General features: G+C 69.7%; 22 protein-coding genes. 9 read left to right on the plus strand and 13 right to left on the minus strand.

Annotation, left to right across the window (positions count from 1 at the left end):
* Positions 1-52: 52 nt before the first annotated feature.
* Entirely contained in the window at positions 53-814 is a 762-nt protein-coding gene (locus HR086_RS09190) for an AraC family transcriptional regulator (protein WP_254625313.1), read from the minus strand.
* A 178-nt stretch (positions 815-992) separates the two neighbouring features.
* Here HR086_RS09190 and HR086_RS09195 point away from each other — a divergent pair, with 178 nt between their 5' ends.
* Positions 993-3,233 carry a M9 family metallopeptidase gene (locus tag HR086_RS09195; protein WP_174465387.1) on the plus strand — a complete coding sequence of 747 codons (2,241 nt, stop codon included), beginning with the start codon at positions 993-995 and terminating at the stop codon, positions 3,231-3,233.
* 42 nt (positions 3,234-3,275) lie between these two features.
* Here the strand turns inward: HR086_RS09195 and HR086_RS09200 are convergent, their stop codons facing one another.
* The 6 genes from HR086_RS09200 to HR086_RS09225 all read right to left on the minus strand — a co-directional run bounded on the left by HR086_RS09200 (position 3,276) and on the right by HR086_RS09225 (position 9,578).
* On the minus strand, positions 3,276-4,850 hold the full coding sequence (locus HR086_RS09200) for an aldehyde dehydrogenase (NADP(+)) (RefSeq protein ID WP_174465388.1): 1,575 nt from the start codon (positions 4,848-4,850) through the stop codon (positions 3,276-3,278).
* A 76-nt stretch (positions 4,851-4,926) separates the two neighbouring features.
* The gene (locus tag HR086_RS09205) at positions 4,927-5,817 is read right to left on the minus strand and encodes a dihydrodipicolinate synthase family protein (protein WP_174457358.1); all 891 of its coding nucleotides are present in this window, start codon (positions 5,815-5,817) and stop codon (positions 4,927-4,929) included.
* Complete coding sequence (locus tag HR086_RS09210; protein WP_174465389.1) at positions 5,814-7,091, minus strand: FAD/NAD(P)-binding oxidoreductase; 1,278 nt, start codon at positions 7,089-7,091, stop codon at positions 5,814-5,816. Before HR086_RS09210 ends, HR086_RS09205 begins: the two co-directional genes overlap by 4 nt.
* 156 nt (positions 7,092-7,247) lie before the next feature.
* On the minus strand, positions 7,248-7,517 hold the full coding sequence (locus HR086_RS09215; protein ID WP_141643005.1) for a (2Fe-2S)-binding protein: 270 nt from the start codon (positions 7,515-7,517) through the stop codon (positions 7,248-7,250).
* Positions 7,510-8,646, minus strand: coding sequence for an FAD-binding oxidoreductase (locus HR086_RS09220; RefSeq protein ID WP_174465390.1), 1,137 nt, complete (start codon positions 8,644-8,646; stop codon positions 7,510-7,512). Before HR086_RS09220 ends, HR086_RS09215 begins: the two co-directional genes overlap by 8 nt.
* Entirely contained in the window at positions 8,643-9,578 is a 936-nt protein-coding gene (locus HR086_RS09225; protein WP_174457362.1) for a proline racemase family protein, read from the minus strand. The genes HR086_RS09220 and HR086_RS09225 overlap by 4 nt, the downstream gene beginning before the upstream one ends.
* A 275-nt stretch (positions 9,579-9,853) precedes the next feature.
* On the opposite strand from HR086_RS09225, the gene HR086_RS09230 reads away from it, so the two are divergent.
* On the plus strand, positions 9,854-10,150 hold the full coding sequence (locus HR086_RS09230) for a hypothetical protein (RefSeq protein WP_174465391.1): 297 nt from the start codon (positions 9,854-9,856) through the stop codon (positions 10,148-10,150).
* A 55-nt stretch (positions 10,151-10,205) separates the two neighbouring features.
* Positions 10,206-10,499: a hypothetical protein gene (locus HR086_RS09235; protein WP_174457364.1), complete on the plus strand. Its 294-nt coding sequence runs from the start codon at positions 10,206-10,208 to the stop codon at positions 10,497-10,499.
* A gap of 201 nt (positions 10,500-10,700) precedes the next feature.
* On the opposite strand, the gene HR086_RS09240 is transcribed toward HR086_RS09235, so the two are convergent.
* Complete coding sequence (locus tag HR086_RS09240) at positions 10,701-12,749, minus strand: methyl-accepting chemotaxis protein (RefSeq protein WP_174459897.1); 2,049 nt, start codon at positions 12,747-12,749, stop codon at positions 10,701-10,703.
* Between the two features lie 553 nt (positions 12,750-13,302).
* On the opposite strand from HR086_RS09240, the gene HR086_RS09245 reads away from it, so the two are divergent.
* On the plus strand, positions 13,303-13,860 hold the full coding sequence (locus HR086_RS09245) for an ECF-type sigma factor (RefSeq protein WP_174457366.1): 558 nt from the start codon (positions 13,303-13,305) through the stop codon (positions 13,858-13,860).
* Positions 13,861-13,876: 16 nt separating this feature from the next.
* Here the strand turns inward: HR086_RS09245 and HR086_RS09250 are convergent, their stop codons facing one another.
* Together HR086_RS09250 and HR086_RS09255 are read right to left on the minus strand one after the other, a co-directional pair.
* Positions 13,877-14,974 (minus strand): serine hydrolase domain-containing protein, encoded by a 1,098-nt coding sequence (locus tag HR086_RS09250; protein ID WP_373564281.1) that lies wholly within the window; start codon positions 14,972-14,974, stop codon positions 13,877-13,879.
* Between the two features lie 73 nt (positions 14,975-15,047).
* Entirely contained in the window at positions 15,048-15,299 is a 252-nt protein-coding gene (locus tag HR086_RS09255) for a hypothetical protein (protein ID WP_174457368.1), read from the minus strand.
* 247 nt (positions 15,300-15,546) lie between these two features.
* Here HR086_RS09255 and HR086_RS09260 point away from each other — a divergent pair, with 247 nt between their 5' ends.
* The 5 genes from HR086_RS09260 to HR086_RS09280 all read left to right on the plus strand — a co-directional run bounded on the left by HR086_RS09260 (position 15,547) and on the right by HR086_RS09280 (position 21,168).
* A complete protein-coding gene (locus tag HR086_RS09260) occupies positions 15,547-15,813 on the plus strand; it encodes a hypothetical protein (RefSeq protein WP_174465393.1) in 267 nt (88 codons plus the stop codon).
* Between the two features lie 22 nt (positions 15,814-15,835).
* Positions 15,836-17,641, plus strand: coding sequence for an acyl-CoA dehydrogenase (locus tag HR086_RS09265; RefSeq protein WP_174457370.1), 1,806 nt, complete (start codon positions 15,836-15,838; stop codon positions 17,639-17,641).
* Between the two features lie 201 nt (positions 17,642-17,842).
* Positions 17,843-18,652 (plus strand): hypothetical protein, encoded by an 810-nt coding sequence (locus HR086_RS09270; protein WP_174457371.1) that lies wholly within the window; start codon positions 17,843-17,845, stop codon positions 18,650-18,652.
* Between the two features lie 192 nt (positions 18,653-18,844).
* Positions 18,845-19,729, plus strand: coding sequence for a hypothetical protein (locus HR086_RS09275; protein WP_254626263.1), 885 nt, complete (start codon positions 18,845-18,847; stop codon positions 19,727-19,729).
* 188 nt (positions 19,730-19,917) lie between these two features.
* Positions 19,918-21,168 (plus strand): DUF1615 family protein, encoded by a 1,251-nt coding sequence (locus tag HR086_RS09280; protein WP_174465394.1) that lies wholly within the window; start codon positions 19,918-19,920, stop codon positions 21,166-21,168.
* A 43-nt stretch (positions 21,169-21,211) separates the two neighbouring features.
* Here the strand turns inward: HR086_RS09280 and HR086_RS09285 are convergent, their stop codons facing one another.
* From HR086_RS09285 to HR086_RS09295, 3 genes are all read right to left on the minus strand, one after another.
* Complete coding sequence (locus HR086_RS09285; RefSeq protein WP_174465395.1) at positions 21,212-22,762, minus strand: hypothetical protein; 1,551 nt, start codon at positions 22,760-22,762, stop codon at positions 21,212-21,214.
* 252 nt (positions 22,763-23,014) lie between these two features.
* Entirely contained in the window at positions 23,015-24,679 is a 1,665-nt protein-coding gene (locus HR086_RS09290) for a fibronectin type III domain-containing protein (RefSeq protein WP_254623670.1), read from the minus strand.
* A 171-nt stretch (positions 24,680-24,850) separates the two neighbouring features.
* Positions 24,851-26,320, minus strand: coding sequence for a pitrilysin family protein (locus HR086_RS09295; RefSeq protein WP_174465396.1), 1,470 nt, complete (start codon positions 26,318-26,320; stop codon positions 24,851-24,853).
* Positions 26,321-26,337 lie beyond the last annotated feature (17 nt).

Consider the following 26,337-nt stretch of genomic DNA (forward strand, 5'->3'; position numbering starts at 1 on the left):
GGTGCCCGCCAGCGCACCACATCCGCGAGGGTTTGGGGAAGGCCCCCTCCCTTCAGCGGGCCCGCTTGCCCCGGGGCGCTCCCGACACGGACGTGGCGACGACGAGCTGCCGGTACTGTCGCGGGCTCAACCCCGTCACCTGTTTGAACTGGCGCGACAGCGCGCTCTGGTCACAGAAGCCCACCGCCAGCGCGATGGCGGCGATGGGCTGCGCATCCTCCACCAGTCGCTCCGCCGCCGCGTCGATGCGAGTCTTCATGATGAACTGCCCCGCCGACAGCTGGAAGATGCGCCGCATCCGCCGCTCGAACTGCGCCGCGGACATCCCCGCCCGCCGCGCCAGCGAGTCGATGCGCAGCCGCTCCCCATAGTTCGCCTGGATGTAGTCGATGGTCCCCGCGAAGCGCTCGTCCACCAGCCCCGCGCGCCCCGGCTCGTGCACGTCCTTGGACAGACACGCCAGCCCCATCACCTCGCCCGTGGCGTCGAACAGCGGCACCTTGCTCGTCAGACACCAGCCCGGCTCGCGGCTGTTGAACAACGTCAGGTCCAGGTTGTCCACGAGCGCGCGCCCCGTCCGGAACACCTTCTCGTCCTGTCGCACGTACCGGTCCGCCATGTGCTGCGGGAACAGCTCGTGCGCCGTGCGCCCCACCGCCGCCGCCTTGCTCTTCAGGCCACAGCGCTCCGCGCACGCCTCGCTGATGCACACGTAGCGCCCCCGGATGTCCTTCACCGAGAAGACGATGTCCGGCACCCGGTCGAACAGCTCCTCCGCGAACAGCGGATTCGCCACCCGCCCCATGAAGCCCATCCGCCAGTGTTCCAAGGTTTCACGCGTTTTGGTGGTTTCCATTCGTCCCCACAAGGGAAAGACACAAGAACGTCACACGTGCTCAGGAATACCTTGAACACCGCGTGAAACCCACGTCGGTGTCACTCGGAAGGGACGACACCGTGCGGCAAGCCCCCCACTCGAGGAGCACGAAGCCATGCGCAGTCCAATCACGGATTGGTGTCGCTGTCACATCGTCCTCGCCATCTGTTGTCTCACCCTGTTCGCACCCGGAGCGGACGCCCGCCCAGGAGGTCCTCCCCCGGCCGAGCCTGCTCAGCGCGTCCATGGACTGGAGCATGCGCACCAACGCATCCAGCCCGACGAACGGCAGCCGGATGTCTCCCCAGAACAGCTGCGTCAGGCGCTCACCCCGCCCGCGCCGAAGCGCTCCCTGCTGGCGTGTGACGCGGCGGCCTTCGGGTCCGCTTCCGGCACGGCGCTCGTCACGCTGGTGAAGGGCTCCCCGACGGACTGCATCAACACGCTGTTCAGCGTCTCGGGCACGCTCGCCCGGCAGGTGTTCATCGAGAGCAAGATGGTCACCATCGCCAACGCGCTCACCCCCAGCGCGCAGGCCTATGTGGGGAACAACAGCGGCCAGACGCTCCAGCTCATCATGTTCCTGCGCGCGGGGTACTACGTGCAGTACTACGCCCCAGACGTCGTGGGCAGCTACGGCACGGCGCTGGCCAACGCCATCCGCCCGGCCCTGGCCGCCTTCGTGGCCAACAGCCACTTCCGGGACGTCAACGACGACCACGGCGCGGTGCTCAGTGAGTTCGTCACGCTCATCGACAGCTCGAGCGAGAACGCGCGGCACCTGGGCACCTTCAAGGGCCTGCTGGACCGCTTCAACAACACCGCCCTGGCCTCCTGGTACATGCGCAGCGCCACCAACAACGTCTTCGTCGGCCTGTTCCGCGGCCACTACAACGACGACTTCGTGGCGGCCGTGCAGCAGGACACGTCCATCATCGACTCGCTGGACTCCTTCGGCCTGCGCACCGAGCACCTGCTGGGCACCGACAACCAGTACCTCACCGTCAACGCGGCCCGCGAGCTGTCCCGCTTCCTCCAGTACCCGGGGACGGTGCAGACGAAGACGCGCCCCAAGGTGAAGGCGCTCATCACCAACCACTCGATGACGGGCCCCACCGCGGGCGTCTGGGTGGGCGCGGCGGAGATGGCCGACTACTACGACGGCACCAACTGCGCGTACTACGGCATCTGCGACTTCCGCAGGACGCTGGAGCAGGCGGTGCTGCGCGTGACGCACAACTGCGGCGCCACGCTGCGCATGCGCGCCCAGGAGATGACGGCCACGCAGCTCACGCAGAGCTGTGGCCTGCTCGCCACGCAGGAGACCTACTTCCACGACAAGCTGAAGACGGGCCGCCTGCCCGTCGCCAGTGACAACAACACGTCGCTGGAGATGGTCATCTTCGACAGCAGCCTGGACTACCAGACGTATGCCGGCGCGCTGTTCGGCATCGACACCAACAACGGTGGCATGTACCTGGAGGGAGACCCGGCGGCGTCCGGCAATCAGGCCCGCTTCATCGCCTACGAGGCGGAGTGGGTTCGGCCCGCGTTCGAAATCTGGAACCTGCGCCACGAGTACGTCCACTACCTGGACGGCCGCTTCGACATGAAGGGCGACTTCGGCGACAGCATCAGCCAGCCCACCATCTGGTGGATTGAGGGCCTGGGTGAGTACGTCTCCAAGAAGGACGACAACGCGGACGCGGTGGAGATTGGCACCAGCAAGAGCTTCCAGCTCAGCCAGGTTCTGCGCAACGACTACAACAGTGGCACCGAGCGCGTGTACTACTGGGGCTACCTCGCGGTGCGCTTCATGTTCGAGCGCCACTCGACGCAGGTGGACACCTTCGTCGGCCAGTTCCGCGCGGGGAACTACACCGGGTATCGCACGTCGCTGGATGGCCTGGGCTCGGCGTACGACGCTGAGTTCCACCAGTGGATCGACTGCGTCTCCACCGCGACCGACCCGAGCACCTGCGCGAATCCGGACCCGGGCCCCGGTCCTGGCACCGGCACGGCGTGCACGGGCGCGGACACGCGGATGCTGGACAACGGCTGCTACCGGGGCCCGCTGGCCGGCAACAACATCCAGTACTTCTACCTCTGGGTGCCCGCCGGCGCGCGCAACCTGCGCTTCCAGATGAGCGGCGGCACGGGCAACGCGGACCTCTACATCCGCGCCAACCAGTGGCCGTCGACGACGGCGTATGACTACCGCCCGTATCTGGCCGGCAACAACGAGGTGGTGGACATCCCCTCGCCGCAGACCGGCGTCTACTACTACGCCATGGTGAGAGCCCGCGCGGCGTTCGCGGGCGTGAAGCTGGAGGCCCGCTTCGACGCGACGCCGTGAAGCCCGGGAGTGACTCCCGGGTGAAGACGGGGCACCCGGGAGTCACTCCCGCCGCAGTACACCCTCCACCGTTCGCCACAGGCCCAGGGGGTTCGCCTCGCGCAGCTCCGGAGGGAGCAGCGCGTCCGGCACATCCTGGAAGCACACCGGCCGCACGAAGCGGCGGATGGCGCCCGTTCCCACGGCGGTGAAGCGGCCATCCGAGCTGGCCGGAAAGGGACCGCCATGCACCATGGCCGGGCAGACCTCCACGCCCGTGGGGACACCGTTCATCAGCACTCGCCCCACGCGGTCCGACAACGTGGGGAGCAGCTCGGAGGCCAGCGCCGTGTCTCCCGCATCCATCATCACCGTCGCGGTGAGCTGGCCTTCCAGTCGCGAGGCCACGCGCACCAGCTCCGCCGCGTCACGCGCCACGGTCAGCACCGCGCAGCTTCCGAACACCTCTTCGGTGAGCGCGCTCTCGGCGAGCACCACGCGAGCCTCCGCCTCGAACAGCGCGGCGGCGCCCAGCGCGGCCTTCGACTCCCCCCGCGCACAGGTCCGCGTGTCCGTGCGAGCGGCGAGACGGCTCACGCCCTCTCGAAAGCGTTCGGCGATGGCGGGCGACAACATGGGCGCGGCCGCCGCGGCCCCCAGCTTCTCCGCGAGCCGCGCGCGGAAGGCCTCGTACCCCGGGCCCTCCACCGCCACGAGCAATCCGGGCGAGGTGCAGAACTGGCCCGCGCCCTGGAGGATGGACGCGGCCAGCGCGTCCGCCATCGCCTGGGGACGGGCGGCCAGCGCCTCTGGCAGGAGGAAGATGGGGTTGATGGAGCCCATCTCCGCGAAGACGGGAATGGGAACGGGCCGGGCGGCGGCCAGCGCCATCAGCGCGCGACCTCCGCCACGAGAGCCCGTGAAGCCGACGGCGCGGATGGCGGGGTGACGCACGAGCGAGGCGCCCACCTCCGTGCCCGCATCGAACAGCAGCGAGAACACGCCTTCGTGCAGCCCACACGCCGCCACGGCCGCGCGGATGGCCAGGCCCGCGCGCTCCGACGTCGCGGGGTGCGCGGGATGGGCCTTGGCGACGACGGGACAGCCGGCGGCCAGCGCGGACGCGGTGTCACCTCCGGCGACGGAGAACGCGAGCGGGAAGTTGCTCGCGCCGAACACGGCCACGGGCCCCACGGGGCGCAGCAGGGAGCGCAGGTCCGCACGCGGCAGGGGACGGCGCTCGGGCAGGGCCCGGTCGATGCGTGCATCCACCCAACTGCCTTCCTCCAGCAGCCGAGCGAACTGACGGAACTGTCCGGCCGCGCGGCCCAGCTCCCCCTGGATGCGCGCGGGGGGAAGGCCGGTCTCCTTCGGCGTCACGGCGAGGAAGTCCGCCTCCGCCGCGAGGAGCGCCTCGGCGATGTGCTCCAGGAACACGGCGCGCTGACGCGAGGACAGCGCCGCGAGCGTGGGGGCGGCCTGCTCCGCGAGCACGCAGGCCCGCTCCACCTCCTGGGGCCGCGCACCGTGGAAGCGAGGCTCGAGCGCCACGCCCTCCGCGGGATTCCAGCCGGTGAATGTCGGCCCACCGGGCTCGCCGCGTTCGGCGCCAATCAAGGACAGTCCCATCCAGCTCATGCAGCGACCTCACTCCGGGAGGGGCCCATCGCCCCTCCAGCTTCGATACAGGACACTTCGCACCGCGCAACGGCCACTACAGCGCGGGCCGGTTCGCCAGGGCCTCGCGCAACACGCGCAGGCACTCCTCGCGCTCGGCACCCGCCAGCTCCAGCCGAGGCCCACGCACCCGCTCGTGGCCCCAGCCCACTTCCTGCTGTACCAGTTTGATGAGCTGGACGAACTTGGTGACGGTGTCCAGGCGCAGGAGCGGCAGGAACCAGCGGTACAGCTCGAACGCGGCCTGCTTCTTTCCGGCGAGGGACAGCTCGAGCAGTCGCACGGACTCGGCAGGGAACGCATTGACCAATCCCGCCACCCAGAAGCGCGCGCCCGCGTCCACGCCCTCGACGAGGCAGTCGTCCACGCCCACGCCCAAGGCCAGCCGGTCTCCCAGGAGGGCGCGAATGGCGGTGACGCGACGGGCATCGGTGGAGGACTCCTTCACGGCGACCGCATTGTCATGCTCGGCGGCCAGCTCCGCGAGGTGGGCGGGGGTGAAGTCCGTCTTGTAGGCGACGGGGTTGTTGTAGAGCAGGCACGGCAGCTTCGTGGCGCGCAGGACAGCGGACATGTGGGCCTTCATCTCGCGCCAGTCGCTGGAATAGACATACGGGGGCAACACCATCAGCCCGGCGCAGCCCGCCTCCTCCGCGGCGCGAGCCAGGCGCACGGCCTCCGCGGTGGACAGCGCGGCGATGCCCGGGATGACGGGCGCCTTCACCGCGTCCACGCACGTGCGCATCACCGCGGCCTTCTCTTCCAGGCTCAGCGTCGCGCCCTCGCCCAGTGAGCCGCAGGGGATGATGCCGGTGCAGCCCTGCGACACCAGCCAGCGCACGTGTGAGCGCACCGTGCCGTGGTCGACGGACAGGTCCGTGTTGAAGGGGGTGGTAATGGCGGGGAGGACACCAGTCCAGAGGCTCATGACTCTCTCGTGTGGGTAGAGGAAACTTCCGAGGGAAGGCGCAGGCTGCCGATGCGCGCCGGGAGGCACGGTGGGCGCACGTCCTCGCCCGACCAGCCGAAGAGGGTTTGCGCCGCCGTTCCGCAGGTGCGGCCCTGACAGGCGCCCATACCCAGCCGGGCGTACAGCCGGGCCTCGCGCAGGTTCTGACAGCCCTCCAGCGCGGACATGGGCACGTCCTCGCAGCGGCACAGCAGCGTGTCGGGCGTGGCCAGTCGTCGCAGCTCCGCGCGGGGCGCGTCATGCAGCGCGAGCCGGGCGGCGAACGCGCGGACGCGATGCCAGGTGCGCTCCAGCTCGATGGGAATGGGTTGCTCGGCGGCGGCGAGTCCGGCCAGCTCTCCGGTGACGAGCGCCTGGTCCACGCCGCCGATGCCGAGCAGTTCGCCCACGGCGTGGACCTTGGGGACGCGTGTCTCCATGCGCTCGTTCACGACCACCGCTCCCGCCGAGGTCTCACAGCCCAGGAGCCGGGCCACTTCCAGATTGGGCACGAGCCCATAGGCCGCGCCCAGGTAGTCACACTGGAGTTGCTCCTCGCGACCGCGTACGGACAGGCGGACCGACACCAACCGGTCCTCGCCTTCAGCGGCGATGACCCAGGCGTCCGTGGACGTGGGCACGCTGATGAGCGTCGCGGACATCAGGGCGCCTTGGAGCAGCTTGGCCGGGTGTCGCCAGAGCTGGAGGGCGAAGCTCCAGTGGCTCGCGGCGGAGGCCTGCTCGGCGATGTAGAGGACCTCGCCACCGTGGGCGTGAATCGTCGCGGCGGCGGCGAGCAACAGCGGGCCCGTGCCGGCGAGCACCACGCGCTTGCCGCGCATGGGGAGGCCATCCTTCACGAGCACCTGGAGGCCGCTGACGCCCAGCACGCCCGGCAGTGTCCAACCGGGGAACGGGAGGAAGCGCTCGCGAGCGCCGGTGGCGAGCACCGCGCGGCCGTAGCGCACCGCGAACGAGGAGGAACCCTCTTCGACCAGGAGCACGCCCGGCTCGGGGGCGGCGACGACGCGGGCGCCTGGACGAAAACGAGCGCCCGACGCGGAGAAGCGGGAGAGCCACCGACGCGCGAGACGATTCGTGCCCTTTCGGGCCTCGCCTCGCCAGACCTGACCACCGGGCTCTGGCTGGGCGTCGAGGACAAGGACATCCAGCCCAGCTTCGGCCGCACGGCAAGCGGCGGCGAGTCCGCCCGGTCCTGCGCCGACGACCACGAGGTCACAGGCCTCACGCATGAGTGCGCACCTCACCCGCGCGGCAAGCCGCGGCGAACCTTCCGAGACCGGCACCAGCCAAGAGGTCACACGCCTCACGCATGGGTGCGCACCTCATCCGAGCGGCAAGCCGCGGCGAACCTTCCGAGACCGGCACCAGCCAAGAGGTCACAGGCCTCACGCATCGGTCACCACCTCCTGGTCCTCACGGCACGGCGTCAGGCACATGAGGACCTCGGGCACGCCATCGATGGTGGCTCGGCACTCGAAGCAGACGCCCATTCCACAGAGGGGCCCACGAGGGCGCCCGCTCAAGTCCGCGCGGCTGACGAAGCTGTCCGTCATCGCCAGCGCAGCCGCGACAGACGTCCCCACCGGCACCGTGACAGCGCGCCCGTTGATGCGCAGGGTGACGAGCGTGACGGCCTTCGACGCTGTCTCACGCATGAGCAGTCTCCCGAGAAGACGCCGTCAGGAAGCGCGCGGGTGAATACGGACGCGCATCAATGGCGCTGGTGCGCCCGAGCAGTTGGTCCGCCACCAGTCGCGCGCTGCCCGTGGCCGTGGTGATACCGAGCCCCTCATGGCCACACGCCAGCCAGAGCCACGGCTTCTCCGGATGCGGCCCCAGCAACGGCAGCCCATCGGGGGTCGCCGGACGCAGCCCCGTCCAGACGCGCAGCGCCTGCAAGCCATCGAGCCCCGGCAGGAACATGGCCGCGCGCTTCAGCATGCGCTCCAGGAGCGCCGCGTCCACCTCGCGCGTCGCATCGCCCGGCTGTCGCGACGAGCCCAGCAAGAGCTGCCCCGTGACACGTGGCTGGGCATTGAACGCCACGGAAGCGCCGTCCGTGCCGTGCGCGCTCTTGAGGTAACCCAGCTCCACCAACTGGTGATGCACCACGGGAGCCCCGCGCCGGGTGATGAGCAGGTGTCCCTTGCGCGGAGAGATGGGCAGCCCAGGGCAGAGCGCGGGACTGGCCACTCCCGCCGCGAGCACGATGTGCCGTGCCGTCAGCACGTCACCGTTGGAGAGCACGACACTTCCCGGGCGCAGCTCCCGAACCGGACACCCCGTCATCAGCCGCGCGCCACGGGCCTGGGCACGCAGCGCGAAGGTCCGCGCGGCGAGCGGCGGATACAGCACGGCATCATCCACGACACGCAGCGCCCCCACGAGTCCCGGAGCAAGCGCGGGCTCGGCCTCATAGAGCGCCGCGCTGTCGAGCACTTCGACACGGACACCCGCGGCGCGGTAGTTCGCCACCTTCGCGGAGACAGCGGCCATCTCCTCATCATCGGCGGCGAGCCAGAGGGTGCCACACGCGTCGTACTCCACCGTGCGAGGCAGTCCATCGGCGAGCTCTCGCCACAGTGACACGGACCACGACGTCAGCGCGAGCTCCGCCGCGTTGTCATCCATGGCCACCAGGTGGCCCATGCCACACGCCGTCGTCCCCGCGCCGATGGACCGCGCCTCCACGAGCGCCACCGACACACCGTCGGCGCTGAGCACATCCGCGAGCGCCGCGCCGACGATGCCACCGCCGACGATGACGCAGTCGAAGGCGCTCATCCAATGCCCCAGGCGAACGGGTCCGTCGGGTCCACCAGCAACGTGGCCTCCGCGTTGACGGACGCGGTGCCGGTGATGGTGGGCAGGATGCGCGCACCGTCACGGACGTAACGCGCCTCGAAGCGACTGCCGATGATGCTCTCCTGCACCCACGTCGCGCCTTCCGCGAGCACACCCTCGGCGGCCAGGCACGCGACCTTCGCGCTCGTCCCGGTGCCGCACGGAGACCGGTCATAGGCCAGCCCCGGACAGAGCACGAAGTTGCGAGCATCCACCCCCGGCGTCGGAGACGGGGCATACAGCTCGACGTGGTCGATTTCCGCGCCGCCCTCCCCGGTGATGCCCTGGTCCGCGAGCGCCTGCTTGATGGCGGAGGTGTACGCCAGGAGCGCGGGCGTCCGTGACAGCTCCAGCGGCAGGTGCGTGGCGCGGGAGAGGAAGAACCAGTTGCCACCCCAGGCGATGTCGCCGCGCACCTCGCCATGCCCCGGCACGGACACGGCTACGTCGTGCGCCCACCGGTAGCTCGGCACATTGGCGATGCTGACGCGCCCGTCCGGATGCAGCGTGGCCTTCACCACGCCGACAGGGGTCTCCAGCGAGTGGACACCAGGACCGATGCGCCCCAGGTACTCCAGCGTCTTCACCACGCCGATGGTCCCGTGGCCACACATCCCGAGATAGCCAACGTTGTTGAAGAAGATGATGCCCGCGACGCTCGCCGCGCTGACGGGCGGACACAGCAGCGCGCCCACCATGACGTCGGACCCACGAGGCTCGCAGACAATGGCCTTGCGAAAGGCGTCGAACTTCTCGCGGAAGCGCTCGCGCAGGCTCGCCAGATCGCCCGCTCCCAGCTCCGGGCCTCCGTCCGTCACCACGCGCGTGGGCTCACCCCCGGTATGACTGTCGATGACACGAATGCGCCGCATGCGAACCACTCCCTCTACCCGGGCCTCCCATGAGCCACCCTAGGAGTCCCGAGGCGCTGTTTCTTGGGAGATTCGACCACACTCGCGAGGCAATCACGCAAATGCCCCAGCGAGCAGGCCTCCTCGGGGACACGCGCCGGGACGCGCGCGCTGGCGACAGGGGTGGCTCCAACGGGTGGTGACGCGCCCGGCCAGGACCGCCGACCCCTCGATTCTCCTTGGCGCCAGCCGCCACTGGAAGTGAAGTCGCACTCCCTCATCCCCGGGAGCGTTCAATGAATCGTCACACGTGGAGCGGTGCCTTCGTGGTGGCCTTGCTGCTGACTGGCTGTGGAGGAGGCGCTGAATCGCAAGTCCCCGAGGCCGAGGCCGCGGTCCGCCAGTCGCTCTCCGGCCCCTGGGAGTGCGACCCCGCTGAATGGTGCCATGTCAGTGAGCACACCCTGGAGTGTCCCCCGGGCTCCGCCTACGGGACGGCCTACGCCTGGCCCACGCAGGCGGGCGGCTACTGCACCCAGCGCTTCGCGTGCGACTCCGTCATCCCCCTCTGCCCCGCCCCCATCGACCCCTGACTTCGATTACTATCGCCACGCAGTGGCATCAGACCTTCCACCCACGGAGTTCGACATGAAGTCGCGTCACCTCATCGGAGCCATGCTGGCGTTCGGAGTCCTCTCGGGGTGCGGCGTCACGGGCGAGGAAGACTCGGAGCAGGCCCCCAACGTCAGCCAGGTGGGTGCGCTCGACGCGTGCAACGGCACGCTGCTGTGGGAGTACAACTTCTACAGCGACGCCTCCCATTTCGAGCAGGTGGGCGGAATCATCTGCAAGTGCCGAGGCACCGTCGTCACGTGGGGTGACACCTCGACGCCGTATGTCGGGTACTGGAGCGGCGTCTGTCCGGGCCAGCCCACTCGCTGAACTGAGCTGGGACATGGCCTGTCCTCGCTCGGCCCACCGGGCGTGGGCATGGAGAAGGAGCACCCGTTCACCACGCGGCCTGGCATCACCCTGGCCGCGTGTGTGAACACCCACTCCACGCTGGCCCTCGTCGCCGCGCCGGGAACGCGCTTCGACCATGGCGGCACGCACCTGCACGTGGCCACGCGTCGTCACGGGCACTCAGGCGCCCAGCGTGCCCGACTGGAGCGCCTTGCCGGCCGCGCCGGACATGCTCTCCGCCAGCGTCTGCACCGAGCGCGACACCCGCTGCGTCTCCTCCACGACCCGCAGCGTCTGCTGCATCTGTCCGGACAGGTCCTGGATGGCCATGGCTATCTGGGACGTGCCCGCGTCCTGCTGGGACACGGCCATGGAAATCTGCCGCACGCTGCTGCTGGTGTCGCCGATGATGCCCGCCAGCTTCTGCAGCTGCGAGCCGGAGACGCGCACCGCGTCCAGGCTCACCTTCACCCGCTGCTCGCCCTGCTCGCTCATCTTCGCGGCCTCGCGCATGCTGGTGTTCACCCCCTCCAGCACCTCGCGGATGCGCTGCGTGGCGAGGATGGACTGGTCCGCGAGGCTGCGCACCTCGCGCGACACCACGGCGAACCCCCGGCCGTGCTCACCGCTGCGCGCGGCTTCAATCGCCGCGTTGACGGCCAGCATGTTGGACTGGTCCGCGAGCCCCTTCACCGTGTCGACGATGCCGGAAATCTCCCGCGTGCGCGCATCCAGCGCGAGGATGCGCCGGGCCATCTCCGACACCTCCACCCGGATGGCCTCCAGGTTGCTCAACGTCCGGTCGATGGCCGCGCCGCCGTCGCGACCCGCCTCTTCCGCGACGACGATGGAGCTGGCCAGCAGGCGCGTCTTGTCCGCCGTCACCAGCGAGCCCTGACGGATTTCCTGCACCGTCTGCTCCAACTCCTTGAGCGCCGTCGCCTGACGGCCAATGCCCACCGTCTGCTCCTCGCTCGACGTGCGCAGCTGCTGCACCACCGTCGCCAGCTCCCCGGCGCCGCGGCCCATGCCCGTGGCCAGCTCCCGCACGTCCTTGCTCCGCGCCTCCAACTGGCGCGTGTGTGACGCCAATGAGCGCACCACCATCGTCGAGCGCCGCGCGACGATGCCCACCAGGGACACCGTGAGCGCCATGAAGCCCCAGTGGTGGTAGGTGCCCGTCACCTCCGTGAACCCGAGCAAAGGCAGCGTGCTGAGCAGCAGCACGAAGGTGAGCACGCCCAGGCCCACGACGAAGATGCGCGCGTCGATGCTCCCCCGCCACGCGGCGCGGGCCGCGACGATGACGCACAGGAACAGGCACGGCAGCGAGTAGAACGTGAAGAGGTGCAGTTGCCGATACACGGTCCCCAGGTCCACGAACAACATCAGGCTCTGGAGGGCGGCGGGCACGGAGAGCACCGTCGCGCCCCAGCGGAACCAGCGCAGTTGGCCCTCCAGGATGCTGTCGGAGATGAACCACCCCAGTCCCGGCAGGAGGAGGTAGGCGCCCAGCAGCGTGAGCTGGCTGCTCAAGAGCTTCGCGTCCCAGAGGGACACCAGCAGCCCGCTGGAGCCCAGCAACATCAGCCCCGAACCTCCGGCGAAGACCGTGAGCGCCACCAACATCCGTCTCTGGCGCCGCAGCAGGGCCGCCCCCGCGGAGACCGCCGCGACGACGAGCAGCAGCGTGCCCATGACGAAGGGCGCCAGCCCGTCACGCGTCACCCGCGCGGCCAGCTCGTGCCGCGAGCCCACCCGCGCCTCCCGGCTCGCGCCGATGGTCTGCCCGGTGCTCTGGATGCGCAGCAGCACCCGCGTGCCTGGCACCGAGGGAGGCAGCGTCACCAGATTCCACGCCATGTTCTCCATCGACTCATGGCCCGACGGATTCAGCGTCCCACTCGCGTAGACGCGGCGGCCCCCGGCGTACACTTCGAACGCATTCGCCACCGTGCCCAGGAAGAGCGCGGGCTCCGGCCACGTCCCGTGCGGCACGGGGAGGCTCAGCCACAGGAAGGTGTTCGACCCCTTCCCTGGAGGCTCACGCAACGCGACCATGGGCCGCCAGTCCTCCGCGTCCGCCTCATGCGCCCACGTGGGCACGCCATCCGGCCCCACCGGCGAGTCACCCCAGCGATACCGCCACCCGCTCTCCAGCTCCACGCTCCGCGCGCCCGGGCCTTCCGCCCGCGCCGAGGGCGCGAGCACGAGCAGCATGAGCACCATCCACCCCAGCCTCGCCAACCCCGAGACGGCCCTCCCCGCGAAACCACCCTGCACAGGGGGACACGTTGAAAAACCCGAGACACGACAAGCTGTCGACACGTGACACGAACCGCGGAGCAAAAGCATGGATGAACACGATGCTCGGGCTTCTTGGACACGAATGTAAACGGGTCCTCCTCGCCCCGCCCGTCTACTCCTCGCGCGATACCTTGTGACATGTCGACAGGCTCGACATCTGGAGCAGAACTCCACTGTGTTCATGGAACAGCGACCTGTCATCAAACGACGAGCTGCGTTGAGCCCGGTGACAAGCCCGCCCGCGTCCGTGTCGATGTATCAACTCGGGATGTATCGAAGCGCGGACGGCCGCCGAGCGCTCGCGACCTCCCGGCGCCGTGCTCCGGGCGTCCACCCCGATCTCCGGGCCTTGCCTGATGGTTTCCGCGTGAGGGGTACTTTCCGGCCACTCAAGGATTTCCCGCGAATCCGTCGTTAAGGAGGGACGCGGAGAGAGCTTCCGTGGGGCGGCGCGGTTGGAGCCGCGGGGGACACCATGAGCACGACGGAGCTGGCGATCTTGTTGGAGGGAGCACGAGAGGGAGACCTGGGCGCGAGGGACGCGCTGACGGCGGCCACCTATCGGGAGCTGCGGCGGATGGCCCGCGCCGTCCAACCCGAGATGGCTCCCCACAATCCCCTACAGCCCACCGTGCTGATTCAGGATGCCTGGACGCGCTTGTTCGGGACGGATGCGCTCCAACCCGAGGACCGTCGCCACTTCTTCGGGGTCGCCGTCCAGGCGCTGCGGCGGGTGCTGGTGGACCGGGCCCGCGCCTCACTCCATCAGCGTCGCGACGCGCGGCGGGAGTGGCTGAGCATCCGCCACCTGGACCTGGAAGCCCCGGGCCCTGACCTGGAGGTCCTCCAGTTGGAGGGGGCCTTGTCGGAGCTGGAGACCTTCCAGCCCCGGCTCGCCCGGCTGGTGGAGCTGCGCTACTTCGCGGGCCTGAGCCTCCCCGAGACGGCGACGGCGCTGGGTGTGTCGCAGGCCACGATGAAACGAGACTGGGCCTACGCGCGCGTCTGGTTGACGGAGCGGCTGAGCCACTGAGGTTTGTCGCGCTGTTTCAGTGCGCGTTGGCCATGCTCTCGAAAGGCCAGGGGCGCGGCGTCGCGGCCGTGCCCAGCCACAGGTCGGCGACCTGCTGCGCGAGCGTCCACGGCGCACCGCCCGCGCGGTTCGTCAGGACGATGACGGTGAGACGCTGGTCCGGATACTTCACGATGGCGTTGGTGAAGCCACACGTCTCACCGTGATGTGACAGGCGCGTGCGGCCCTGGTCCTCGTCGACGAACCAGCCAAAGCCATAACGCCCGGAGGCGCCATCCGGGAGCTTCACCGGCGTCCACGCGAGCGACTGCGTCTTCGCGTCCACCAGCGCGTGTGAATCCAACGCGACATCCCACGCGGCCAGGTCCACCCCGGACGCATAGACACCGCCATCCCCCAGCACGGCGCTGGTGTTGCTCTGGTCCCTGGGGACGAAACCCTCCTCGCGGCTCGCATGGCCGTAGGCCCGCTGGGACACCGTGGAGACACCCTCCTGGTGGGCGACGGCGGAGGCCATGCCGCTGGGGGTGAAGATTCGTGCGCGCAGGAAGCCGGCGAAGGACGTGCCGCTCACCTGCTCCACGACGAGGGCGAGCACCGCGTAGGCGGAGTTGCTGTAGCGCACCGCGCTCCCCGGCGGGAAGTACGTGCGGTCCGCGCGCGAAAGCAGTTGGAGCACGTCGCGGTCCTTCACCTGTTCGGTCTGCGTGGCCGGGACGAACGCCTCGTAGTCCCAGATGCCGGAGGTGTGCTGGAGCAGGTGGTGGATGCGGACCTCGCCCAGGTACGAGGGGAACCCGGGGAGCACGTCCACCACGCGGTCCTCCAGCCGGAGCTTGCCCTCGTCCACCAACAGCAGGATGGCCATCGCGGTGAACTGCTTGGTGAGCGAGGCCAGCCGGTAATGACTCTCCGGCGTGGCCTTCGTCCGGGTGCCCACGTCCGCCAGGCCATAGGCGCGGCTGAGCACGACCTTCCCCTCCCGCAGCACGACGAGGCTGGCCCCGGGCCGCTCCGGGCCGTTGTAGTCCGCGAAGAGCGCGTCCACCTCGGGAACGTGCCGGACGTTCGGCGCGGTGCCGGCACAGCCAGTGAGGACGCAGAGAACGGACACGAGGACGGCTCCGAGCGCGGGGCGGTTCATGCGCCCGATGATGCGCGAGAACGCGCGGGCCTCGCGCGGACTTTCAACCGCGTCGCGTGGGGGGAGCTCTCTGGAGCGAGGCTCCCGCCAGTCCCGCCAGCAACAGGATGGGGGCCAACAGCACCGCGCCGAACCACGCCAGCGCGTAGAGCAGGCCCAGGACGAACCCCAGCGCGCCGCCCTCCCTCGTGCCGGACAGCGCGCCCACGTACTGGCGTCCTCCCAGCAGGTGCAGCAGCAGGAAGACGGCGACCAGCGTCAGCGCCGTGGCCAGGAGCATGAGCGTGCGTCGCATGGACGGGAGTATCCGGTGCCCGACACCGCGCCGCGCGGGCAGCCACGACGGACGGTCGAGTCCTCGGGGTGAGTGGTCGGCGAGTCATGGCAGACGAGCAGACAATCGCTCGGCCTCTCCGTTGCCCTCCCTACTGACGGCGAAGGGGCGAGCGCTCCCCACACTGGCATGGACCCAGGTGCAGACCCAACTTCAGCCGCCAGACGTGCAAGTGGAAACGCATGCCTCCGAGGAGCAGGAGCCTGTCATGTGGAGCACATCAGCGTCGGGCTGGGATGAAGGACCTCGGAGGCGCCGAATCCTGGGGCGGATGCGTCGGCCCTCGGGCAGCAGGGGACTGGGCGTGGAGCCGATGACCTTCGCCGTTCTGGAAGCCCTGGGTGAGCGACACCAGTCACCGCGCGGACCGGGAAAGCGCTGGCGACGTTCCGCACTGCGAACGCGCGGCGGCGGGGCGGGTGAAGAGCACGACGAGGAGGCGCTCGACTTCGAAGTGGCCATCGCCTCCTGGTAATGCTCCTGCTAACAACCGGGGCATGACCGCGCCCCGCCCCAATCCGTTGTTGTCGGACCGCGACGTGGACTTCCAGCTCGACGAGGTGGTGCGTGTCGCCGCCCTGTGCGAACTGCCCGCCTTCGCGGAGCACTCACGAGAGACCTTCGGCCTGCTCCTGGACAGCGCGCGTCGCTTCGCTCGCGAGGTGCTCTACCCCACGTATCGGACGCTGGACGCGGAGCCGCCTACATTCGAGAACGGCCGAGTCCGCGTCCATCCGCTGATGCGCGAGTTGTATCCGCGCCTGGTGGAGCTGGGGATGCTCACCGCTACAAGGCCTCCGGAAGTCGGCGGACAGCAGCTCCCGCTCACCGTCCACGCGCTGGCCAGCGCCTATCTGATGGCGGCCAACCTGAGCGCGTATGCCTATCTGGGACTGACGCACGGCGCCGCGCACCTCTTGGAGGCCTTCGGCACCGCGGAGGTGAAGGCGGCCTTCATGGAGCCGCTGTACCGGGGCGAGTGGACGGGCACCATGGCCCTCACCGAGCCGCAGGCGGGCAGCAGCCTGGCGGACGTGAGGACGCGCGCGACCCTGGCGGCGGATGGGACGTGGCGCATCCAGGGCTCCAAGATTTTCATCAGCGGTGGGGACCAGGACTTCAGCGAGAACATCGTGCACCTCACGCTGGCGCGCACGGAGGGCGTGGAGAGCGGCACGCGAGGCATCTCCCTGTTCGCGGTGCCGGCGCGGCGGCGCGAGGGTGACGCGCTGGTGGACAACGATGTCCGCGTGGCTGGCGTCATCCACAAGATTGGCTGGAAGGGCATCCCCAGCCTCGTGCTCAACTACGGTGAGTCGGGCGACTGCCGGGGGTGGATGGTGGGGCAGCCCGGGCGCGGGCTGGCGTGCATGTTCCAGATGATGAACGAGGCGCGCATCATGGTCGGCCTCAACGGCGTGGCCACCGCGTCCGTCGCGTACCACGAGGCGGTGGCCTATGCGCGCGAGCGGCCCCAGGGCCGCCCCGTGGGAGCCAAGGACGCCACGCGCCCGCAGCACCCCATCATCGAGCACGCGGACGTGCGGCGCATGTTGTTGCGTCAGAAGGCGATTGTCGAAGGCGGCCTGTCGCTGCTGGTGACGGCGGCGTATCAGGCGGACCTCGCGACGCATGCCCAGGACGAGGACACGCGGCGCGGCGCGGGGCTGCTGGTGGATTTGCTGACGCCCGTGGCGAAGAGCTTCCCCGCGGAGCGCGGCTTCGAGGCCAACGCGCTCGCGGTGCAGGTGCACGGCGGCTACGGCTACTCCAGTGAGTACCTGCCGGAGGCGTGGCTGAGGGACCAGAAGCTCAACAGCATCCATGAGGGCACCACGGGCATCCAGGGGCTCGACCTGCTGGGTCGCAAGGTGGTGGCGGGTGGTGGCGCGGCGCTGGCGACGTTCGCGGACGCGGTGGGCCGCACCGTGGCGCGGGCCCGGAAGGCCGGCGTGGAGGCCACGTGGGGTGAAGCGCTGGAGCGCACCACGGGCGAGGTGGCGGAGCTGGTCGCGGAGTTGGGTGCTCGAGGGGCGGCGGGAGAGGTGGAGCTGATGCTGCGCCACAGCGCGGACTTCCTGGACCTGTTCAGCGTGCTGGCGGTGGCGTGGCGCTGGCTGGAGCAGGCCGCCGCCGCGAAGGAGGGACTCGCGCGGGGCCAGGGCGACGCGGACTTCTACGAGGGCAAGCTCGCGACGGCGCAGTACTGGTTCGCCGTGGAACTGCCCCGGATTCCCCTGCTGATTCACCTGTGCCGCACCGGCGAGGACTCCTACGCCCGGATGCGCCCCGAGTGGTTCTGAGCCCACCGCCCACCGCCGGGTGAAGGGGTGAAGCCACGCCGAGTCCCGGGAGTCTTTCTCCCGGGGGGCGACCCTCGAAGGAGTGGAGCGAGCCTCCAAGGCAGGCCGAGGCGCCCGCTCGCCTGCCCTCCTGGGGCCGGTTGCCCGCCTGCTCGCTACGATTCCGCTGCATAAATCGTTGGTGTTCGTAAGATGTGACTCGTGACGGTTTCCTTCCACCTGTGTCAGCCCGGTGGAGGCGCCTCGTGCGGCGCCTGCTGTGGCCTCTACAACTTCAAGGACCACTCGCGCGTCGCGCTGACGGAGCAGCTCGCCATGCAGACGGAGCGGCTGCGTCGAGCGCCGATGGAGCCGGAGTCGTGGCATGCGGCGGCGCGGGAGCTGGTGGAGGCACGGCGCGCCGCGCCGATGTTCGCCGCCGTCCGGGTGTGTCCGCTGCTGGGCTTCCTGGACAAGGAGCGCAAGCAGGTGGGGTGCCTGGGGCATCCGAAGGTGACGGGGGGCCCGGACCTGCGCGACTGCGGCGTCTACCGCTCATCGGTGTGCGAGACCTTCACCTGCCCCTCCTTCGGCTGGCTCACGGACGCGCAGGCGCGACTGGTGCTTGCCGCGTGCGCGGACTGGTACCTGTACGGCCTGGTCATCACCGACGTGGAGTTCGTGCGCGGCTGCCTGCGGCTGCTTGAGTGGGAGCTCGCGGGACCGGCGCGCCCGGAGCGGATGGTGGAGAAGCCGGACGTGCTCGCGGCGACACGGCGGCTGTTCGCGCTGAAGGAGACCGCGCCCCGAAGAGACCCGAACGCGGCGGTCTTCGGCCGCTTCACGCGCGACACGGAGGGCGAGCCGGTGCCGCGAATGCTCGATTACATGAAGCTGGGCGTGCGGGCGTCACCCGAGGACGACGTGGTGCTGTGCCTGGGATACACGCCCGCCAACGCCACGGAGTTGATGGCGGCGCGGGAACTGGTGCGCACGCACGTGAAGGCCGTGGCTCGCACGATGACGGCGTGAACGACGCGGACGTCGCGCCCCAGCCGCCCCACCTCGCGAGCAGGCGACCGAGCGTTGAAGGTCCCTCGGCTGCCCGAGGCACTTCGCGGTGAGCCCTCACGAGCGCTCAGGCCCACGCCCTGGTCGATAGGAGCACGCCTCTTGCACAGGTCTCCTGGCACGTAACGCGGAATGGGAACGCGAGGTGACTGGATGGGCAGGCGATGGGCGTGGGTGGGAATGTTGGGGCTCTGCGCGTGGGTGTCTGGGTGTGCCGAGCGGCAAGGACAGGACCCCGCGACGAGCGCGCGGTCCGCGAGTGGACAGTCGGAGCAGGCGGTGCCACCTCCGAGCATGGCGGGAGGAGTCGCGGGCCAGACTGGCGCCACGCGGGACTCCGCTGAAGCTCCAGGCAACGCGGCGAGGAACACCGGCACCGTACCGGGAACTGGCAACGCGGCGACCGGGAACACGGGCAACGCGGCGGCGCGGAACACCAGCAACGCCACGAGGAGCAAGGGCAACACGTCGGCCAGCAATGCGACGGGCACCGGCAACGCCGCGAAAAACACGGGCAGCACGTCGACCGGCAATGCACCGGGCAACGGCAACGCCACGAGGAGCACTGGCACCACCGCGGCCGGCAACACAACGGGCACCGGCACCACCGCGGCCGGCAACACAACGGGCACCGGCACCACCGCCACGGCCGGCACGACGACCCAGGCCCCCGGGGCCGGCAGGGTGATGATCGGCACCGAAGCGGTCCAGGCGAGCGACGATGAAGACTGGTTCAAGGGCGCCGCGCGCGCAGCGCAGGCCGCGCTCCCCGAGAACACCTCGAACCGCGCGCTCGAGGACGTCGTCATCGCCTCCAGCGCGGTGAGCGGCCGAGTCACCCGCGTGAGCCGCGACACCATCACCGTGCGCGACAGCGACGGCAGCGACTACGTGCTGACGCTCGATGAGCGCAGCCAGGGCGTGCGCCAGGGACGGCGCGTCTCCCTGCGCCAGCTCCAGGCAGGCACCCCCGTGCGAGCGCGCTTCGTCCTCATGGGTGGGCGCTCCGTGGCGCGCGACGTGCGCATCCGCCGCTGAGCCGAAGTCCGCCTGAAACCCACTCCCTCCGCCACCTCGGGGCAAGGTAGGATGACGCCCCGAGTCACGGACTGAATGGCCCCGCTGCCCCGCCGTCGAGGAACACGGCGGCGGGACGATGTCGCCGCGCCGGCTGTTCCACCGTCGAACCTCGGTGGAACCTCGTGTCGTGCCCGGAGGCAAAGCGGATGGATGACCCAGGCCCAGGTGGAACCGGAACGCGGCGGCGCGGACGTGCACGCGTCGCCTGGGCCCTGGTCTGCGCACTCGCCGCGTGTACACCGCGAGGCGTGGGCACGCCCGAGCCCACCGTGCCACCACCGCCGCGTCTCTCGGTCCAGCAGGTCACCCAGCTCCTCCCGCCCCACGTGAAGGAGCGCGAGGGTTGGGCACGAGACGTCCTCGCCGCGCTGGAAGCGGAGGACGTGCCGCCGTCGCCCTCGGCCGTTTGCTCCGTGCTCGCCGTCATCGAACAGGAATCCGGCTTCCAGTCGGACCCCGCGGTCCCGAACCTCCCGCGCATGGTCCGCACGCGACTGGAGGAGCACGCGGACACGCTGGGCCCGCTGGGCCACAAGGCGTTGGCCTCGGTGCTCGCGGGCAAGGCTGCCGGCCAGAAGCGCACCTTCGACGAGCGCCTGCGCACCGTGCGCACGGAACGAGACCTCGACCGACTCTTCCGGGACATGCTCGCGTACTACGAAGCCGAGTACCCCACGACGTTCGCGACGATGAACCTGGCCAGCGCCCTGTTCTCCTCGCGGCGTCTGGAGGACCTCAACCCCGTCACCACCGCGGGCTCCATGCAGGTGAGCGTCCGGTACGCCGTGGAGAAGGAAGGCGAGGACGCGGACCCGGTGAAGGTGCGCGAGTCGCTGTACACGCGCGCGGGTGGAGTGCGCTTCGGCACGGCGCGGCTGATCGGCTACGAGGCCGCGTATCCCCAGCCCCTCTTCCGCTTCGCCGACTACAACGCTGGCGTCTACGCCTCGCGCAACGCCGCGCTCCAGGCCCAGGTGGGCCAACTCACCCGGGTGTCGCTGGTGCTGGACGGAGACCTGCAACTCTATGACAAGAACGGCGACCCCCGCTCGGAGGACAGCAAATCCCTGGCGGCGCTGCTCGCCTTCCGTCGCGACCACGCTCCGGAGCTGAGCGAGCGGCAGGTCCGCCGCGACGTGAAGAAGGAGAAGGAAGAGGACTTCGAGTCCACGGAGACCTTCCGCGCGGTGAAGCGCGTGTACGCGAACCAGACAGGGGAATCCCCCGCGTACGCCCAGCTCCCCCAGGTGACGCTCCAGAGCCCCAAGCTGAAGGGAGAGCGCACCACGGCGTGGTTCGCGCGCTCGGTGGATGCGCGCTTCCAGAAGTGCCAGGGCCGCTACAGCGCGCTGACGAAGCCGCCCGCCCCGCCCCGGAACGTCACCCGCCCCAAGTGACATTCCCGGCGTCACGACGAACGCCGGGGCCATCAGCGCCGCCTCAGGGCACGGTGAAGAAGGAACTGAAGGCGCCGGCGGAGCGGTAGGGCACCGTGTCCCGCGTGCTGAACGGAGCATGCTCCACGTCCCACAGGGGCGCGTAGACGGCGGTCACCGTCACGTAGCATTCGGCGCCCGGCTCCAACTTTCCGGGGGGCAGTCGCACGTCCCTGACCGAGCCGGGGACATAGATGGACCCCAGGTCCAGCATGGCCCCGAACTCGGGGAGGTACTGCCTGACCTTGACCTCATAGGCCGTGGGCTTGCCGACGGCGGGAGGGACCCAGGAGATCATGGGGTTGAGCGAGCTCACCCGCTGAGGGTCGCTGGCCGGCTTCCGGTCGATGCGAAAGGAGCGAGGCGGCGACACCTTCGGAATCACCGGGCCGGCGGTGAGGTCCTCGATCGCCTCGGTCGCGGTATAGGAACTCCCCAGATTGATGAAACGCGCCGGGTTGCTCGGCAGTTGTGTCGGAGAGAAATAAACGGTGGACACACTGCTGACCACGCCCCAGTTCGAAGGGTACGGGTTGCCGAACCGCAGGCGAGTCGGGAAGTCAGACGCCGTCCCTTGGGGCATGTTCATCCAGAGCAACTCCCCCGCATAGCCAACCCACCCATCCGCCGGTCCATGGGGAGCGGGCCGGACCGCGAACGAGGACCCCCTGGGGACCGCGCGCGGGTGGGCCTCCGGAGCCATTCGAGCGAACTCGGACAGGCGCCAATCGAAAGAGACCTCCCTTTCATCCACGGGCTGGAGCTCCGTGGAGATGGGCAGGGGCAAGGGTTCCTCCCAGCTCGGCACCAGGTCGAAGGGCGCCAGTCGCACGGAGCGCGTCAAGGAGGAGTAGCCCACCAGTGTCCCATCGGACGTCCTGCCCGCGATGAGCTCACTGAACTGATTGACGTACAGCCGGTCCCCCCGGTCCGCCTGGAACACGGGGATGTTGGTCCAGAGATAGGAGAGCAGCCCCGCTTCATTGGTGACGAGGGAGGTCGCCCCCTCGGGGACAGCCTCGAAGAGGGCCAGTTCCCCCAACATGTCCACCTCCGAGGAGACCACCTGAAAGCTGGAGCCCTGCTGGTAGTCGCCCGTCCACGGCACCCAGGGCGACAGGTTTCGCAGGTCGAGCTGGAGGGGGAGCCAGTCGACGTCCGTATAGACGGCATCAGGACGCCCCAGACGGTTGATGCCGATATCCACGTGACGCGCGGACGTGAGGATGTCGGTCATGTTGTCGCGGTCCGCGCGCAGGTAGTACTCCCCTCGCGGCACGCCCGTGAATCGCCACCCGCCCGGCACCGCGGAGCCGGTGTTTCGCGAGAAGCGGACCCCGTCATAGGTGTAGATTTCAGGAGGACTCGCCGACAGGTCCTCGACGCGCTCGGCGATGCCCACCGAGGTGTAGAAGCGCGTGGTGCTCGTCACCAGCACCGTGTCATCGGCGAGCAGCGTCTGGCCTGTCGCCTGGGGCTCCCGCTCGGAGGAGGACGCACCACTTCCACACCCCGCCAGCCACACGACACACGTCGTGCCCAGCAGGGAAGACATCCGCGGCATCATCATGAAGAAACACCTGTCTCAGGAGGAATCGTGCTCCCCTCCCGATACCATGGAGCCTCCCAGGGACGCCTGACCCGCCTTCACCACGCAAGTACTTGAGACGCCCCTGAGACATCTCCAGGCGACCAGCGTTTCGCGCGCGCGGGGCGTGCGCCACCGGAAACACCAGACACACGAAGGCCCCGGCGTCATGAAGAACGCCGGGGCCGGGGTGTCATTCCATCAACCGTCACGCACGCTTCACGGCGTGGTGAAGTAGGAGCTCACGGTGCTGGCGGAGCGGTAGGGCAGCCGCTCCAGGGTCCTGAAGGGGTACGACTCGATGTCGAGCTGGGGGCTGTCGATGGCGGCCACCGTGGCGTGGTACGTGGTGCCGGGCTCCAGGACTTCCGGAGGCAGCCGGAGCTGGGTGGCCGAGCCGGGCAGGTAGAACGCCCTCCACGTCGATGAGAAGCCGGACTCCAGGTCGAGCCGCGAGATGGACACCCGGTAGGCCGCGGGCGTGCCGATCGCCGGCGGAACCCAGGCAAGCACGGGGCTGGCGGTGCCCACCTTGCGCGGAGCGCTCGCGGGCACGCCGTCGATGGTGAAGGACCGGGGCGGCGACACCCGCGGCACCACGGGCCCCGCGATGAGGTGGTCAAACTCATCCCAGGCCGTGTAGCTCCCGGAGATGCTGCCCAGCCTGCCCGAGCCATCCGGCAGCGCCTCCTGATTCCGGAACGAGTAGGACACCACGCCGACCAGGCCCCAGTTCGACGGATAGGGATTGCCGAACTTCAGGCGGGCCGTGAAGTCATACGCGGCCCCCCGGGGCAGGTCCACCGTGAGCAGCTCACCGGTATAACCAATCCACCCGTCCGCCAGCCCGTGCGGGCCAGGCACGATATCGAACCGGGGCAGTCCGGGCAGCGCGTTGGGATGGACCTCCGAAGTGAGCCGGGCGAACTCCGGCAGGCGCCACTCGAGGGGGAACTCCCGCATCCGCACCGGCTGGAGCAGACCCGTGACGGGAATCGGGGTGATGCCGTCGGGCCTGTGGTCGAAAGCACCCGCCTGCACCGCGCGCTCCACGGCGGAGTACCCCAGCGGACGTCCATCCGGGAGCGAGCCCGCGCTGAACTCACTGAGCTGATTGATGTACAGCCGGTCCCCTCGGTCCGCCTCGAAGACGGGGAAGTGGCCCAGGTTCGAGCCCAGCTCGGCCTGGGAGGTGACGATGGAGGTGGCTCCGTCGGCAACCCCCTCGTAGAAGAAGGGAGACGCATACAGGTCCACCTGCCCGGAGGTGAGCTGCAGGCTGGAGCCATGCTGGAAGCTGCCCGTGTAGGGCTTCCACGGCGCCAGGCCCAGCAGGTTGGCCTGGAGGGGCGAGATGGAGACATCCGCGTACTCGGCATCCGGCCGGCCCAGGCGGTTGCGGCCGATGTCCACGTAGCGCGAGGACGTCACCAGGTAGGTCCCCCCCGTGCGCAGGTAGAACGGCCCCGGCGGAACCCCCGTGAAGAGCCACCCTCCGTTCGCCGCCGAGCCCAGGAACAGCGTGAAGGTGGACCCGTTGAACACGAGCACCTCGGGAGGATTCGCTGACAGGTCCTCCTCGCGCTCGGCGACGCCCACCGACGTGTAGAAGCGGGTGGTGTCCTTCACCAGCACCGCGCGCTGATTCGAAGGCCCTCCATCCACGCCGGCGTCGGGCGAGCCACCATCCCCGGGCACTCCCGCATCCGGCCCACAACCCTCGGCGACGGGCTCCCCCATCCACGTCCCGTCACCCGAGGCATTGGAATCCGTGTCCACGGAGGACAAGCCCTCTCCGAGTCCCCCTGGCACGGACGAATCACTTCCACACCCCGCCAGCGCCGCGACACACGTCGCGCCCAGCAGGAAAGAAAAACGCAGCATCTTCACGTGAAGCCCCCAATTCAAGTAAGGCCAGTCAACCCTAGCCGATGGCATCGGGGAGGCCCAACAGGGGCATTCGTGTTCACGGCGCAAGGCATTGCGCGCCATGTGTGACACCCGGGCCCGACGGGTGCTCAAGTGTGTCGGGCCCGGATGACGTGGGAGCTTGCTTCAGCGCTTGGTGGGCGCGGGCGGCGGGGAGAAGCGCTTGTCTGAAATCTTCATCTCCGTGACGGGGCCGTACTTGCGAGCCATCTCCCGGATGGCGGAGGCCTTGCCGATGAGGACGAAGGTGAGGTTCTCCGGGGCGGGCAGCGCGCGCTGGATGACGGTGCCCACGCCCTCGCGGGTGGTGGCGGCCACGGCGGTGGCGAAGCCATCCACGTCGCTGGCATCCAGGCCGTAGAAGGCCAGCTCCGAAAGCTTGTCGGCCACCTGGCCGCCCGTCTCGAGCCGGGGCGGGAACTGGCCCAGCACGTAGGACTTGGCGGACGCCAGCATGGCGTCATCCATGCCGGACTTGCGGTAGCGGGTGAAGACATCCAGGGCCATGTCGATGGCCTTGTCTGTCTTGTCCGTCTGGGTGAAGGAGCTGATGACAAACGGGCCGGGGTGGGCGCTCGGGGAGAAGCCGGCGCGGGCGCCATAGGTCAGGCCGGACTTCACGCGCAGCTCGGTGTTGAGCAGCGAGGTGAAGCGTCCGCCGAGCACCGTGCCCGCCAGGTTCGCGGTGACGCGGTCCGGGTCGTTCCGGGCGATGCCGGTGTTGCCGATGGAGAAGTACGTCTGGGTGGCGTCGGGCTTGTCCACCAGCAGGACGCGGCGGCCCTTGGAGACGGTGGTGGTGGCGACCTCCGGGGCGGGGCTGGCGGCGCGGGCCCAGCCGCCGAGCGCGGCCTCCAGCTTCGCGGCGAGCGCCTTGCTGTCGAAGTCACCGACGACGGAGAGGATGAGCCTGTCGCCGCCGAGCTGGCTCTTGGCGTAGGCGAGCACGTCGTCGCGGGAGAGGCCCGGCAGGGACGCCTCGGTGCCGTCCACGGGGGTGCCGTAGGGGTGGCCGGTGAACTGGAAGGCCTCGAAGTAGGTGTTGATGAGGCCGCGCGGGTCACCATCCTTGGCGGCGGTGATTTCGGAGGCCATGCGCGCGCGCGTCTTCTCCAGTTCGTCCTGGGCGAAGCGCGGGCGGGTGAGCAGGTCCGCGAGCAGCTCCACCATCAGCGCGCTGTCGCGGGACATGAACTGGCCGCTGACGACCAGGTTCTCCAGCTCCGCGCGCGTCTCCAGCACACCGCCGACGCCGTCCACGGCCTCGGCGAACTGGCGGGCGTCACGGGTGCCCGCGCCCTTCTGGAGCAGCTCCGCGGTGAGGGCGGACAGGCCCTCCTTGCCAGCGGGGTCCGCGAGCGCGCCGCCGCGCAGCCACGCGCTGAAGGCGACGAGCGGCAGGTCCTTGCGCTCCACCAGCAGCACGCGCGCGCCGTTCTTCAGCGTGACGGTGGTGGGCTTGGGGAGAGTCACGCCCTGGGGGGCCGCGGTGGTCGCGGTGGCGGGCTTCGGAGGAGTGGTGCCCTGGGCGGCGGCCGGGCCCGAGGAGAGCAGGACGGCGGCGAGGACGGTCTTCCAGGAGAGGGGGGCAATCATCGCGCGGCCTCCTTGCG

The organism is Myxococcus sp. CA039A (assembly GCF_013336645.1).
GTDB lineage: Bacteria > Myxococcota > Myxococcia > Myxococcales > Myxococcaceae > Myxococcus > Myxococcus llanfairpwllgwyngyllgogerychwyrndrobwllllantysiliogogogochensis.

What these genes read in the sequence shown, in the direction of transcription:
- HR086_RS09275 (WP_254626263.1), top strand. Translation starts at nt 18,845, where the DNA reads ATGGGCAGGCGATGGGCGTGGGTGGGAATGTTGGGGCTCTGCGCGTGG.
- HR086_RS09235 (WP_174457364.1), top strand. Translation starts at nt 10,206, where the DNA reads ATGAAGTCGCGTCACCTCATCGGAGCCATGCTGGCGTTCGGAGTCCTC.
- HR086_RS09265 (WP_174457370.1), top strand. Translation starts at nt 15,836, where the DNA reads ATGACCGCGCCCCGCCCCAATCCGTTGTTGTCGGACCGCGACGTGGAC.
- HR086_RS09225 (WP_174457362.1), bottom strand. Translation starts at nt 9,578, where the DNA reads ATGCGGCGCATTCGTGTCATCGACAGTCATACCGGGGGTGAGCCCACG.
- HR086_RS09245 (WP_174457366.1), top strand. Translation starts at nt 13,303, where the DNA reads ATGAGCACGACGGAGCTGGCGATCTTGTTGGAGGGAGCACGAGAGGGA.
- HR086_RS09280 (WP_174465394.1), top strand. Translation starts at nt 19,918, where the DNA reads ATGGATGACCCAGGCCCAGGTGGAACCGGAACGCGGCGGCGCGGACGT.
- HR086_RS09240 (WP_174459897.1), bottom strand. Translation starts at nt 12,749, where the DNA reads ATGGTGCTCATGCTGCTCGTGCTCGCGCCCTCGGCGCGGGCGGAAGGC.
- HR086_RS09210 (WP_174465389.1), bottom strand. Translation starts at nt 7,091, where the DNA reads ATGCGTGAGGCCTGTGACCTCGTGGTCGTCGGCGCAGGACCGGGCGGA.
- HR086_RS09290 (WP_254623670.1), bottom strand. Translation starts at nt 24,679, where the DNA reads ATGCTGCGTTTTTCTTTCCTGCTGGGCGCGACGTGTGTCGCGGCGCTG.
- HR086_RS09195 (WP_174465387.1), top strand. Translation starts at nt 993, where the DNA reads ATGCGCAGTCCAATCACGGATTGGTGTCGCTGTCACATCGTCCTCGCC.
- HR086_RS09205 (WP_174457358.1), bottom strand. Translation starts at nt 5,817, where the DNA reads ATGAGCCTCTGGACTGGTGTCCTCCCCGCCATTACCACCCCCTTCAAC.
- HR086_RS09260 (WP_174465393.1), top strand. Translation starts at nt 15,547, where the DNA reads ATGTGGAGCACATCAGCGTCGGGCTGGGATGAAGGACCTCGGAGGCGC.
- HR086_RS09230 (WP_174465391.1), top strand. Translation starts at nt 9,854, where the DNA reads ATGAATCGTCACACGTGGAGCGGTGCCTTCGTGGTGGCCTTGCTGCTG.
- HR086_RS09220 (WP_174465390.1), bottom strand. Translation starts at nt 8,646, where the DNA reads ATGAGCGCCTTCGACTGCGTCATCGTCGGCGGTGGCATCGTCGGCGCG.
- HR086_RS09255 (WP_174457368.1), bottom strand. Translation starts at nt 15,299, where the DNA reads ATGCGACGCACGCTCATGCTCCTGGCCACGGCGCTGACGCTGGTCGCC.
- HR086_RS09285 (WP_174465395.1), bottom strand. Translation starts at nt 22,762, where the DNA reads ATGTCTTCCCTGCTGGGCACGACGTGTGTCGTGTGGCTGGCGGGGTGT.
- HR086_RS09295 (WP_174465396.1), bottom strand. Translation starts at nt 26,320, where the DNA reads ATGATTGCCCCCCTCTCCTGGAAGACCGTCCTCGCCGCCGTCCTGCTC.
- HR086_RS09190 (WP_254625313.1), bottom strand. Translation starts at nt 814, where the DNA reads ATGGGCTTCATGGGGCGGGTGGCGAATCCGCTGTTCGCGGAGGAGCTG.
- HR086_RS09215 (WP_141643005.1), bottom strand. Translation starts at nt 7,517, where the DNA reads ATGCGTGAGACAGCGTCGAAGGCCGTCACGCTCGTCACCCTGCGCATC.
- HR086_RS09200 (WP_174465388.1), bottom strand. Translation starts at nt 4,850, where the DNA reads ATGAGCTGGATGGGACTGTCCTTGATTGGCGCCGAACGCGGCGAGCCC.